This window comes from Chryseobacterium sediminis, assembly GCF_008386505.1.
In the GTDB taxonomy this organism is placed as follows: domain Bacteria; phylum Bacteroidota; class Bacteroidia; order Flavobacteriales; family Weeksellaceae; genus Chryseobacterium; species Chryseobacterium sediminis.
On the sequence record NZ_VUNZ01000001.1, the window covers coordinates 157,755 to 170,565 of the forward strand.

Genomic DNA, 12,811 nt, shown 5'->3' on the forward strand with positions numbered 1-12,811 from the left:
ATTGATGCGAAGATAGGGCTTCTAACCCTGAAAAATAAAAGAAAAATTAAAATATTTATGAATAGAATGTTAATTAATTGAAAAAAAATATATTTTTATTGTCTCAATTTGAGAATTAAACAATAACTGTATATGAATGTAAGAATATCACGAAGCGTAGGAGTGGTTGCCGTCCTCTATTTTACGGCCAACTTCAGTGCCCAGACCACCAAGGTAAAGGACACAATTGCTAAAGAAAACAAAATAGACGAAGTTGTAGTGATTGGTTACGGAACTCAGAAAAAGAGTAATGTAACGGGAGCTATAGCAAGTATTAAAGCCAGCGATATTGAAAATATTCCATCTGGTAAGCCGGAACAGGTATTACAGGGAAGGGCAGCCGGAGTTTCTGTAGTGACCAATTCCGGACAGCCTGGAGCTGCTGCCACCGTGCGTGTAAGAGGTATTACCAGTTTTGGGGCAGGAAGTAACAGTCCTTTGTGGGTAGTAGACGGTATTGTTGTAGATAATATCGGATGGCTCAATCAGTCTGATATAGAAAGTATTGAAGTCTTAAAAGATGGAGCTTCATCTGCAATCTACGGAGTTTCTGCTGCAAAAGGAGTAATATTAGTTACTACGAAGAAAGGTAAAAAGGGAAAACTGACTCTTTCTTACAATGGGTTCTACGGTTTCTCCAATGCTTCTAAAAAACTGGACCTTCTGGATGCTACGCAGTATGCTAAAATTATCAACGAAGGCTTTGTAAACGACGGCGGAACTCCTCGATTTACCAATCCGGAATCATTTGGAAAAGGAACCGACTGGCAGGATGCTATTTTTGGTACAGGTGAAAAATCCTCTCATGAAGTAAGCATTACAGGAGGTAACGAAAAATCAACATACTATACATCGTTCGGGTATTTTGATCAGTCTGGTATTGTATTGAGTGATATTTCTTTTTACAAAAGAATCAATGCGAGATTTAATTCAACCCATAAAGTTACAGACTACCTGACAATAGGGCAAACCTTTGCATATACCCATGTGAAATCTCAGGGAGTAAGTGCAAACGAAGAATTTGGAGGACCGTTGGCTTCAGCAGTTAACCTGGATCCTACCACTCCCGTTGTCGTAACAGATTGGTCAATGGTAGACCCGAGTGGTTATACCAACCCTTATATCATCCGTGATTCTGAGGGACGTCCGTACGGAATTTCACAGTATGTAAATAATGAAATGACCAATCCTCAGGCTTTCCGTCACATACAGCAGGGTAATAATAACTGGTCTGATGATTTTGTTGGAAATGTTTTTGCAGAACTTAAGTTTCTTGATCATTTTACATTCAAAACAAGTTTAAATGGTAAAAAATCTTATTGGGGAAGCCGTACTTTTACACCGAAATATTATTTGAGTCCGAATTTTAACAATACCAACTTCAATAGTCTGAACAAGGTGGAGGAAAATAAATTCGAGTGGAGTATGGAAAATACTCTAACTTATCAGAATAAGTTTGGCGATCATAATATCAACATTATGGTAGGTCAGGGAGTTTACCGATACAACATTGCTGGGGGAACTAGTTTGACGTATAGTAACCTGCCTATAGATAATTGGCAGGATGCTTCCTTCAACTTCGATATTTCTCAGGATAATATTGTTGCGAAAGGATGGGATGGAATAGAGACCCGTAAAGCATCTTATTTTGGTAGAATTATTTACGATTATGCAGATAAATATTTATTCACAGGAACAATTCGTAGAGATGGTTCTTCAAAATTTGCAACCAATCAGCATTGGGGAACTTTCCCATCTATGTCACTGGGATGGAATGTGCATAAGGAAAACTTCTGGCCAGAAAATAAAGTGGTTAATAATTTAAAATTAAGAGGGGGTTATGGGGTATTAGGAAATGATGAAATGGATAACTTCAGATTTGCAAGTTTCATGGTTTCCGGAAGTAATTATACCAACTCCAGCAATAATATCATCATTGGTTATGCGCCTAGTACACTGGAAAATCCAAACCTTAAATGGGAGCAGACCAGCCAGCTGAATATTGCTGCAGACTTAAAATTATTCAACAATTTTACCTTAACAGCAGATTGGTATAAAAAGAAAACAACCGATATTCTTAGACAAATCAATATCCCAGGATATGTAGGGGTTCCTAATTTACCTTGGTCAAACGTAGGGGATATGGAGAACACCGGGATAGAGCTTGAATTGGGGTACAAAAAGAATTGGCAGGATTTCAGCATCTCAGTGAATGGTAACTTTGCTACCATAAAGAACAAAGTTCTTAGACTAGAAGATGATATTGAATATTTCAACCTGGCATCTTTCCAAACCATGGGAGCGGTATCCAGAGTTGCAGTAGGGCAGCCTTACGGATCATTTTACGGGTATACATATGGTGGAGTCTTCCAAAATCAGGCACAAATTGACAATTATGTAAATGCCAACGGCGTAAAACTATTACCGGATGCAAAACCAGGAGACTTTATGTGGCAGGATAATAATGGAGATGGTAAAATTGATGATAATGATAAAGTGAACTTAGGAAGCTCTATACCAAAATATACTTTTGGACTTACCGTGAATATGAGCTATAAGAATTTTGACCTGATGATGTTTGCACAGGGGCAGGCCGGTAACAAGATTTTCCAGGGTTTAAGAAGATTAGATTTGCTTGATGCCAATTATCAGACAAAAATCTTAGATAGATGGACAGGTGAGGGATCTACCAATGATAATCCGAGAATTACCCGTAATGACCCTAATCACAACTATTCATGGATGTCCAATTACTACCTTCAGAAAGGAGATTATGTACGTCTGAAAATTGTTCAGTTAGGTTATACCATTCCTCAGGATGTTACCAAACGTTTTGGAATGAGTAAAGTAAGATTGTATATCACTGGAGAAAACCTGCTTACTTTCACAAAATATACAGGATATGATCCTGAAATTGCGGGAAGAAATAACTCTGAACAGGATATTATCGGTGTAGACAGAGCTTACTATCCTCAAGCCAGAACATTCTTAATAGGAGCTAATATTCAATTTTAATGACCAACAAAATGAAAAATAAAAATCTTATATATAAAGGACTTGCCGTTGCGTTTCTGACAGGTCTGAGTTTTACGAATATAGGTTGTAGTGATTCCTATCTGGATGAAGTACAAAACTCCGGGGCATTTAGTACTGATTCATATTTTAAAAATGAACAGCAGTCTTTTAGCGCATTGATTTCCGTCTATGATGTTTTAAGAAAATACTCCAGTGGATTCGAGAATACCGTTACATTTTTCAATGCAGGATCTGATGACTTTTATTCCGGTGGAGGAAGTTCTAATGACGGAGCAGGTATTCAGGGGATGAATAACTATATGATCAACCCCAATACAATGCCGGCCAGCTACTGGAAAGATTATTATCAGGGAATTGCACGTGCTAATCTTGTAATAGAAAAAGTTCCTGGAGCTTCAATGAGTGAAGATCTTAAAAAAAGATATATTGCAGAAGCCAGAGTTCTACGTTCTTTATATTATTTTGAACTCGTAAGAATGTTTGGAAATGTTCCTCTAATTCTCAAAAGCATAACAGTTTCAGATGATTATTGGAATATACCACAGGCAAAATCAAGTGATGTTTATGCACAGATAGAAGGTGATGTGCTTGCTGCGATTCCGGATCTGATGATGACGCCAAGTATCAGTGATAAAGGGCGAATTACACAAGGAACGGCCAGAGCTATATTAGGTAAAATTTATCTTTATGATAAAAAAATGTCTGAAGCGGCTGCACAATTTGCCCAAGTAAATGGTACACCAGGGGGAACCAGTCAATATGGATACAAGCTTGTGGCAAATTATGCAGATTTATTTAAAGTTGCTTTGGAAACCGATCCGGATCCAAATAAATACAAATTCTTATCAGAATCTATCCTTGAAATAATGCATACCAATAAAGGAAGTTCTGATTGGGGATTCTGGGGACAGGGCAAGGATGAAGGAAACTCTATCAACGTAATGGTAGGTCCTCGTTCTTATTCATTAAAAAATATCCCGAATAATGATGCACCGGATATCTATTCCGGCTGGGCATTTAATACTGTTACAGAGAATTATGTTAGCTTTATGCAGGGAGATCCAAGGCTGGATGTGACTGTTTTCAATGCTAAAAAACTGGTGGCAGAAGGTAAGATATCTTATGGGTCAGCTTTTGCAGATACCGGATATTTCCTTAATAAATATCTTCCTACAAATGCACTGAAAACCTCACTTCCTGGTCCTGCAGAGCTAAATTTCAGACAAAATTATATCGCGATAAGATTAGCAGATACTTATCTGATGGAAGCGGAAGCTTTAGGAGGTACAGGAGCAAGAGCCCAGGCTTTATTAGATGCAGTAAGAGCAAGAGTTGGCTTAACATCGGTTCCTGTTTCTTTACAGGCTATTAAAGATGAAAGAAGAAGAGAGCTTGCCGGGGAAGGGCACAGATGGTTTGACCTTGTAAGATGGGGTGATGCTCCTTCTAAGCTTGCCTTCAAAGGATTTAAAGCCAATAAAAATGAAATTCTTCCAATTCCTTTCAATGAATTGCCGAATACAGCTTTAAAACAAAATCCCGGATACTAACCCATGAAGTTTCACAACTTATATAGTTTCTTTAGAGGTGCCGCACTACTTAGTGGTGTGGCCCTTTTTTCTTTGTCATGTACATCAGTTGCTTCCAACAACGGAAACGAAGTACAGTATTGGCTTACAAAAGGTGATGGAAGTGTAAAATTACAACAGCAGACCTCTGTTAAATTTGTAAATAACACCAACAGCTTTCAGAATATTGAAATTGATGATTCTCAAAAGTTTCAATATGTTGATGGCTTTGGATATACATTAACAGGAGGAAGTGTTGAGGTGATCAACCGGTTGTCTCCTTCCAAAAGAAAAGCACTGCTTAACGAGCTTTTTGGAACTGATAAAAACTCAATTTCTATCAGTTATTTAAGAGTAAGTATCGGAGCTTCCGATCTTGATGGCGAAGTGTTTTCATACGATGATTTGCCGGAAGGACAGACGGATCCTTCTCTGTCAAATTTCAGCCTGACAAAAGATAAAAATCTGATTGCTATGTTAAAAGAGATTTTAACAATCAATCCAAAAATAAAAATCATTGCAGCGCCATGGTCACCTCCGGTTTGGATGAAAGACAACGGGAGTTCAAAAGGAGGAAGCTTAAAACCTGAATTCTATGGAACATATGCCCAGTATTTTGTAAAATACATTCAGGGGATGAAAAAAGAAGGCATCACCATTGATGCAGTAACCCCCCAGAATGAACCTCTACACCCGGGAAATAATCCCAGTTTATACATGCCGTCTGAAAAGCAGGGAGATTTTATTAAAAATCATTTAGGTCCGGTTTTTAAAGCCAATGGAATCACCACTAAAATTGTGGTGTATGATCATAACTGCAACAAACCTGAATATGCCATTGATATTTTAAAAGACACTGAAGCAAACAAATATATAGACGGATCTGCTTTTCATTTGTATGAAGGAGATATTTCAGCATTAAGTACCGTGCATGATGCTTTTCCGGATAAAAACCTATATTTTACTGAACAGTGGACCGGATCAAAAGGAACTTTTACCGAAGACCTGAACTGGCACACGAAAAATGTAATCATCGGGTCTATGAGAAACTGGAGCAAAATCGCTTTAGAATGGAATCTTGCCAACGATCCGAAATACGCTCCGCATACAGACGGAGGATGTACAGAATGTAAAGGAGCTATTACAGTTGCCGACAGTGAAAATTTCACAAGAAATGTTTCCTATTATATTATTGCCCATGCTTCAAAATTTGTTCCTGCGGGTGCCCGTCGTATTGCTTCTACACAGACTGATAAGCTATCCACTGTTGCTTTTAAGACTCAATTTGAGAAAATAGTTTTAATTGTGCAGAACGATAACCCTTCAGATGAGAATTTTAATATTAAATTTGCCGGTAAAACCGCTGCTGTAACAATTTCAGGACATTCTACAGCAACCTATATTTTTTAATTTGATACTATGAAAAGAGCTTATTTCTTACTGGCATTTTCCGCATTGGGAATGAATGCTTACGGACAGAAAACAATTGATCAGAAAGTAGCAGAATTGCTGTCTAAAATGACCCTTGAAGAAAAAGTAGGGCAGATGGTACAATACAGTGGGTTTGAGTATGCTACAGGACCGCAAAAATCCAATTCGGCAGCTGTTTTGGAAGAAATTAAAAAAGGAAAAGTAGGATCAATGCTGAACGTTGCAGGATCAGAAGAAACTAAAGCATTTCAAAAATTGGCTATGCAGTCAAGGTTGAAAATACCTTTGCTGTTTGGTCAGGATGTTATCCACGGATACCGTACCACATTTCCTGTAAATCTTGGACAGGCGGCAAGCTGGGATCTTGGAATGATAGAAAAATCAGAAAGAATCGCTGCAACGGAAGCTGCAGCTTATGGTATTCACTGGACGTTTGCTCCAATGGTGGATATCGCCCGAGATCCGAGATGGGGAAGAGTAATGGAAGGCTCCGGAGAAGATACTTATCTGGGAACAAAAATAGGATTGGCAAGGATCAAAGGATTTCAGGGAAGAGGTTTGGGAAGTCTTGATGCAGTGATGGCCTGTGCAAAACATTTTGCAGCATACGGTGCAGCAGTAGGTGGGAGAGATTACAATTCTGTGGATATGAGTCTCAGACAGCTGAATGAAACATACCTTCCTCCTTTCAAAGCTGCTGCGGAAGCCGGAGTAGCAACTTTTATGAACTCTTTCAATGACATCAATGGAATTCCGGCAACGGCCAATAAATATATCCAGCGAGATCTGTTAAAAGGAAAATGGAACTATAAAGGTTTTGTAGTTTCAGACTGGGGAAGTATTGGGGAAATGATTCCTCACGGGTATACTAAAGATGCTAATGAAGCAGCAGAAAAGGCAATACAGGGTGGCAGCGATATGGATATGGAAAGCCGTGTATACATGGCGGAACTTCCAAAATTGGTGAAAGAAGGAAAAGTGGATCCCAAACTGGTAGATGATGCAACGGGAAGAATTTTAACAAAGAAATTTGAAATGGGCCTTTTCGATGATCCTTACAGGTTCAGCAATGAAAAGAGACAGAAAGAACAAACCGATAATCAGGAAAACAGAAAATTCGGGAGAGAATTTGGTTCAAAAAGTATTGTACTTCTTAAAAACCAGGGAAATATTCTTCCCCTTTCAAAAACTACAAAAACAGTTGCCTTAATCGGCCCTTTTGGTAAAGAAACAGTGGCCAATCACGGTTTCTGGTCTATTGCCTTCAAAGATGATAACCAAAGAATAGTTTCGCAATTTGACGGAATTAAAAATCAACTGGATAAAAACTCTACTTTACTCTATGCAAAAGGCTGTAACGTTGATGATCAGGATAAAACCCAGTTTGCAGAAGCCATAGAAACAGCTAAAAAAGCTGATGTGGTAATTATGACATTGGGTGAAGGCCATGCGATGAGCGGAGAAGCAAAAAGCAGAAGTGCTATCGGATTTACAGGAGTGCAGGAAGACCTGTTGAAAGAAATTGCGAAAACAGGAAAACCAATTATTTTGATGATTAATGCAGGGAGACCTTTGATTTTCAATTGGGCAGCAGACAATATTCCTACAATTATGTACACATGGTGGTTGGGAACTGAAGCCGGAAATTCTATTGCAGACGTTCTGTTTGGTACTGTGAACCCTGGAGGAAAGCTTCCGATGAGCTTTCCAAGAACTGAAGGGCAGATTCCTGTATATTATAATCATTATAATACAGGAAGACCGGCAAAAAATAATACAGATAGAAACTATGTTTCAGCATATATAGACCTTGATAATGATCCGAAATATCCGTTTGGATATGGTTTAAGCTATACTGATTTTAAATATTCTGATATGGTCTTAAGTTCAACAAGCCTTACAGGAAACCAGACTCTGAATATCAGCGTTACTGTTTCCAATACGGGAAAATATGATGGAGAGGAAGTCGTTCAGCTTTATATCAGAGATCTTTTCGGTAAAGTGGTAAGACCTGTAAAGGAACTGAAAGGTTTCCAGAAAGTACTCATCAAAAAAGGAGAAAGTAAAAAAATAGAATTTAAGTTGACACCGGAAGACCTGAAGTTTTTTGATGACAATCTGAATTTCGACTGGGAAAGCGGAGAATTCGATATTATGATTGGAACTGACTCTCAACATGTTCAGACAAAAAGAATTAACTGGACAAAATAAATTCAGTAGAAGTAGACTTTAGCCAAAATTTAATAAAAATGAATCTGAAAGTTAAAAATATCATCAGAATATGTACAGCAGGAGCTTCGTTTTTCTTTGCTTTAAACTGTGCTTCAAACCAACCTGATTCTCACCGAACTCTGATCTGGAATGATGAATTTAATGGTAAAGGACTTCCGGATTCATTAAAATGGAACTATGATGTAGGAGGCGGAGGTTTTGGAAATGAGGAAGCTCAGTTTTATACTAAAAAAAGGCTTGAAAATGCCAGAATGGAAAAAGGCAACCTCATTATTGAAGCTAAAAAAGAAAATTGGGAGAACAATAAATATACTTCTGCGAGACTTTTAACCAAGGGAAAATTTGCTTTTCAATATGGAACAATCGAAGTCCGGGCAAAACTTCCCAAAGGTCGTGGAACATGGCCGGCAATCTGGATGATGAGCGAAAATATGAAGAAATGGCCGGATGACGGTGAACTTGATATCATGGAACATGTTGGGTATAACCAGGGATTTATACATGCTTCTGTACATACCAAAAAGTACAACCATATCCAGGGAACACAGAAAACAGATACCCTGTTTGTAAAAGATGCCAGCGAGAAGTTTCATGTCTATAAGGCAGACTGGACACCGGAAAAGATAGACGTTTATATAGATGATCAGAAGTTTTTTACCTACGAAAATAAAGAGAAAAATAATGAAGCATGGCCTTTTGACAGACCTTACTATATTATTTTAAACCTTGCAGTAGGAGGAATGTGGGGAGGTCAGAAAGGAATTGATGACTCTATTTTTCCACAGAAGTATTACATAGACTACGTAAGAGTCTATAAGAATAAATAATGAAAATGAGGACAAGAGGTCCAAAAACAGAAAAGAAATCATGAGAAAACTAATTGTAAGTTGTTTTGTAGTGGGTGTTGTCATCAATGTCAATGCGCAGAATTATTGGAAAAAGAATGCAGGAAAAACAGCTAAGGTGATCCTTACCAACTCGAAAGCGAATGAGAAAATGGTGGATAAAGGAGCCGTGAAGTTTGAACAGTTTGGTCAGCCCAAAGAAACGGAAGCCTGTATTTTTGTGGCTCCGAGTTTTAAATATCAGAAATTGATAGGAATTGGAGGTGCTATTACGGACGCCTCGGCAGAGACTTTTTATAAAATGCCAAAGAACAAGCAAAAGGAAATTCTTGACGCTTATTTTGGAAAGAACGGATTGGGCTACACTGTTGTCCGTACCAATATGAACTCCTGCGACTTCTCCAGTGATTCTTACACTTATGTAGAAGATAATGACACTTCCCTGAAGACATTCAACGTTGCTCATGATGAGAAGTATAAAATTCCGATGATCAAAGAAGCGCAGAAAGCGATTGGGAATAATTTTACATTTTATTTTTCTCCGTGGAGTCCGCCAGCCTGGATGAAATCAAACAAAAGCTTATATAAAGGCGGAAGATTAGAAAATGAATACTACCAGACATGGGCAGATTATTATATCAAATTCATCAAAGAATATGAAAAAAGAGGAATTAATATCTGGGGGCTAACCGTTCAGAACGAACCCATGGCTACCCAAAGCTGGGAGTCATGTATTTACACCGCTGAAGAAGAAGGAGAATTCCTGAAAAAGAACCTTGGGCCAACCCTTTGGAAAAACGGATATAAAGATAAACAAGTCATGATCTGGGATCACAACAGAGACCTTATCTACCAAAGAGCAACGACTACATTAAGCGATCCCGAAACTTCAAAATACGCCAACGGTATTGGCTATCACTGGTATGAAACATGGAACAATAAAACGCAGCTTTTTGACAATTTGGCAGAAACTCACAGAGCTTTTCCGGATAAGTTCCTGGCATTCACTGAAGGATGTAAAGAACAGTTCAGTATGGATAAGATCTATGATGTAAGTCTGGGAGAATTGTACAGTAAAAATATGCTGAATGATTTCAACAAAGGAAATGCATTATGGACCGACTGGAATATTTTATTGGATGAAACCGGAGGGCCTAACCATAAAGGAAACTTCTGCTTTGCCCCGATTATTGCAGATACCAAAACAGGAGAGGTGTTCTATACTTATGAATATTATTATATAGGACATGTTTCAAAATATATCAAACCAAATGCTCAGAGAATCGGAAGCTCTTCTAACAGAGCTGCACTGACGTCTTCTGCTTTTATGAACGAAAACGGACAGCTGGTAACCGTGATCATGAATGATTCAGACAACGATATTGAAACCAATCTATGGATAGAAGGAATGGCTGCCAAACTGAATGCTCCGGCACACTCTATACAGACCGTAATTTTTTAATATCATATTAATATTATTTTTGACAGACCCGGCGGCCTCGAAGAGGCCGCCGGGTTTATTTTATAGAGCTTATAAATCCTTTTTAATTGCTGAACTTTTCTATTTTAAAAACCTTTTATAATTTGCTCTAACCGGGAATAGATGAGATTCCGGATAACAGAAAAAGAAACCCCATGAAACATATTCATGGGGTTTTATGTATAGTAAACGAAACTTTTATTAGTTCGTTATTTTTCTATTATTTATTCTGCATCATACTTGCTGATCACTTTCTGAGTAACACCTGAGCTGCTGAAGCCACCATCATGGAAAAGGTTCTGCATTGTTACTTTTTTAGTAAGATCAGAGAAAAGAGTTACACAGTAGTCTGCACACTCAAGAGCAGTAGCATTTCCTAGCGGAGACATATCTTCTGCATATCCAAGGAATCCTCCGAAACCTTTCACACCGCTTCCGGCAGTAGTCATTGTAGGAGACTGAGAAACAGTATTTACACGTACTTTTCTTTCACCCCAATAGTTTCCGAAAGTTCTTGCAATACTTTCAAGATAAGCTTTATTATCAGACATATCATTGTAATCCGGGAATGTTCTCTGAGCAGCAATATAAGTAAGCGCCAGGATGCTTCCCCATTCGTTCATACAGTCTTTTTCCCAAGCTACACGCATTACTTTATGGAAAGAAACAGCTGAAATATCCCAACCTTTTTCCAACCAATCGTAATTCATTTCTGTATAATGTTTTCCTTTTCTTACGTTGATAGACATTCCGATAGAGTGAAGGATAAAGTCGATTTTTCCAAATTTTGCAACAGCGGCATCAAAAAGTTTTTCAAGATCTTCTATAGAAGTAGCATCTGCTGCTATTACTTCAGAACCTGTTTTTTCTGCTAATCCATTAAGTTCCCCCATTCTCAAAGCAATAGGAGCATTGGATAAGATAAATTCAGCACCTTCCTCATGGCATCTTTCAGCAACTTTCCATGCGATAGATTGTTCATTAAGGGCTCCAAAAATAATTCCCTTTTTGCCTTTAAGTAAACCGTATGACATAATTTTTTAATGTTTATTATAATACAAATGTAGCAATAATTGTGGTTATGACATAATAAAAAATGGAGCCTTATCAATTTAAGACTCCATTTTATTGAAAATATTTATATGACTGAAATACTAATTGGTTTTCTTATTCCATTCTGCCTTTACATCCTCTGCCGCATCTTTGGTTTTTTCCCATGCCTCATCTGCTTTATCCTTGATATCCTCCCAGGCATCGGAGACATTAGCTTTTACCCTGTCTAGCCAGTCTTCCTGGCTGGCCTCCTGATCATTATTCCTTTTCTCATTAATATAATCTTTAGCCTTATCTGCCAATTCATTGATTTTCCATTTGGCTTTGTCCGTTGCATTTTGTAAAGAATTTTCTACATTGTTTACTGCATTTTCCGCTTTGTTGTACTCTGAATTGTTCATAATAGTATAAATTTTAGTTTGGTATCAATAATTAAACAATAACCATTCCTAAAACAGGACGTCTCTGTTAAACTTTTCATAATCTTTTGTTATATTTTTCCAAATCAGCAGTATCTTTAGTTGATAAAATTTGATAATTATGGAAAAAGTACGATGCGGATGGTGCGAAAAAGATGATCTCTACAGAAAGTATCATGATGAAGAGTGGGGAAGACCTGTGTATGATGACGAAACAATATTTGAATTCCTTATTCTTGAAAGCTTTCAGGCCGGACTGAGCTGGTATACTATTTTATCTAAAAGAGAAAACTTCAGAAATGCTTTTGATCATTTTGATTATAAAAAAGTAGCTGCTTATTCAGAGAAGAAGATTGAAGAATTAATGAACAACTCCGGAATTATCAGAAACAGGCTTAAAATTCTGGCAGCAGTTACCAACGCTCAGCGATTTATGGAAGTCCAGAGTGAATTTGGAAGTTTCTCCAAATATATCTGGGGATTTACTGGCGGAAAACCCATCGACAATAGTCCTGAAAAGCTTTCTGATGTTCCTGCTACAACGGAAATTTCAGATCTTATTTCCAAAGATCTTAAAAAAAGAGGCTTCAAATTCGTGGGTTCTACGGTAATTTATGCCCATATGCAGGCTACAGGAATGGTCAATGACCATATAAAAAGTTGTTTTATCAGAAAATAGTAGTTGATATTTATTCAAATTATAAATAT

At 37.7% G+C, this 12,811-nt stretch carries 9 protein-coding genes; 7 read left to right on the forward strand and 2 right to left on the reverse strand.

Going from position 1 to position 12,811, the window contains the following annotated elements; translation table 11 throughout:
- Window positions 1–132: 132 nt before the first annotated feature.
- From FW780_RS00700 to FW780_RS00725, 6 genes are read left to right on the forward strand one after another with little or no spacing between them, the layout of a single operon-like run.
- Window positions 133–3,054: a SusC/RagA family TonB-linked outer membrane protein gene (locus tag FW780_RS00700; protein WP_149831745.1), complete on the forward strand. Its 2,922-nt coding sequence runs from the start codon at window positions 133–135 to the stop codon at window positions 3,052–3,054.
- Window positions 3,055–3,065: 11 nt separating this feature from the next.
- Window positions 3,066–4,625, forward strand: a complete 1,560-nt coding sequence (locus FW780_RS00705) for a RagB/SusD family nutrient uptake outer membrane protein (RefSeq protein ID WP_149831746.1) — start codon at window positions 3,066–3,068, stop codon at window positions 4,623–4,625.
- 3 nt (window positions 4,626–4,628) lie between these two features.
- Entirely contained in the window at window positions 4,629–6,053 is a 1,425-nt protein-coding gene (locus tag FW780_RS00710; RefSeq protein WP_149831747.1) for a glycoside hydrolase family 30 protein, read from the forward strand.
- Between the two features lie 9 nt (window positions 6,054–6,062).
- Window positions 6,063–8,285: a glycoside hydrolase family 3 N-terminal domain-containing protein gene (locus FW780_RS00715; RefSeq protein ID WP_149831748.1), complete on the forward strand. Its 2,223-nt coding sequence runs from the start codon at window positions 6,063–6,065 to the stop codon at window positions 8,283–8,285.
- Window positions 8,286–8,323: 38 nt separating this feature from the next.
- Window positions 8,324–9,133: a glycoside hydrolase family 16 protein gene (locus tag FW780_RS00720; RefSeq protein ID WP_149831749.1), complete on the forward strand. Its 810-nt coding sequence runs from the start codon at window positions 8,324–8,326 to the stop codon at window positions 9,131–9,133.
- Between the two features lie 40 nt (window positions 9,134–9,173).
- Window positions 9,174–10,613, forward strand: coding sequence for a glycoside hydrolase family 30 protein (locus FW780_RS00725; RefSeq protein WP_149831750.1), 1,440 nt, complete (start codon window positions 9,174–9,176; stop codon window positions 10,611–10,613).
- A gap of 242 nt (window positions 10,614–10,855) precedes the next feature.
- Here FW780_RS00725 and FW780_RS00730 read toward each other — a convergent pair whose 3' ends face one another.
- Together FW780_RS00730 and FW780_RS00735 are read right to left on the reverse strand one after the other, a co-directional pair.
- Window positions 10,856–11,665, reverse strand: a complete 810-nt coding sequence (locus FW780_RS00730) for an enoyl-ACP reductase FabI (protein WP_149831751.1) — start codon at window positions 11,663–11,665, stop codon at window positions 10,856–10,858.
- A gap of 120 nt (window positions 11,666–11,785) precedes the next feature.
- Window positions 11,786–12,085: a hypothetical protein gene (locus FW780_RS00735; RefSeq protein ID WP_034697596.1), complete on the reverse strand. Its 300-nt coding sequence runs from the start codon at window positions 12,083–12,085 to the stop codon at window positions 11,786–11,788.
- 139 nt (window positions 12,086–12,224) lie between these two features.
- Between FW780_RS00735 and FW780_RS00740 the strand changes: the two genes are divergently transcribed.
- Window positions 12,225–12,782: a DNA-3-methyladenine glycosylase I gene (locus FW780_RS00740; protein WP_149831752.1), complete on the forward strand. Its 558-nt coding sequence runs from the start codon at window positions 12,225–12,227 to the stop codon at window positions 12,780–12,782.
- The last annotated feature ends 29 nt before the right edge of the window (window positions 12,783–12,811 follow it).

Bases quoted from the DNA above. Each gene is read 5' to 3' on its own strand.
- FW780_RS00740 (WP_149831752.1), top strand. From the start codon at position 12,225: ATGGAAAAAGTACGATGCGGATGGTGCGAAAAAGATGATCTCTACAGA.
- FW780_RS00725 (WP_149831750.1), top strand. From the start codon at position 9,174: ATGAGAAAACTAATTGTAAGTTGTTTTGTAGTGGGTGTTGTCATCAAT.
- FW780_RS00715 (WP_149831748.1), top strand. From the start codon at position 6,063: ATGAAAAGAGCTTATTTCTTACTGGCATTTTCCGCATTGGGAATGAAT.
- FW780_RS00700 (WP_149831745.1), top strand. From the start codon at position 133: ATGAATGTAAGAATATCACGAAGCGTAGGAGTGGTTGCCGTCCTCTAT.
- FW780_RS00705 (WP_149831746.1), top strand. From the start codon at position 3,066: ATGAAAAATAAAAATCTTATATATAAAGGACTTGCCGTTGCGTTTCTG.
- FW780_RS00730 (WP_149831751.1), bottom strand. From the start codon at position 11,665: ATGTCATACGGTTTACTTAAAGGCAAAAAGGGAATTATTTTTGGAGCC.
- FW780_RS00710 (WP_149831747.1), top strand. From the start codon at position 4,629: ATGAAGTTTCACAACTTATATAGTTTCTTTAGAGGTGCCGCACTACTT.
- FW780_RS00735 (WP_034697596.1), bottom strand. From the start codon at position 12,085: ATGAACAATTCAGAGTACAACAAAGCGGAAAATGCAGTAAACAATGTA.
- FW780_RS00720 (WP_149831749.1), top strand. From the start codon at position 8,324: ATGAATCTGAAAGTTAAAAATATCATCAGAATATGTACAGCAGGAGCT.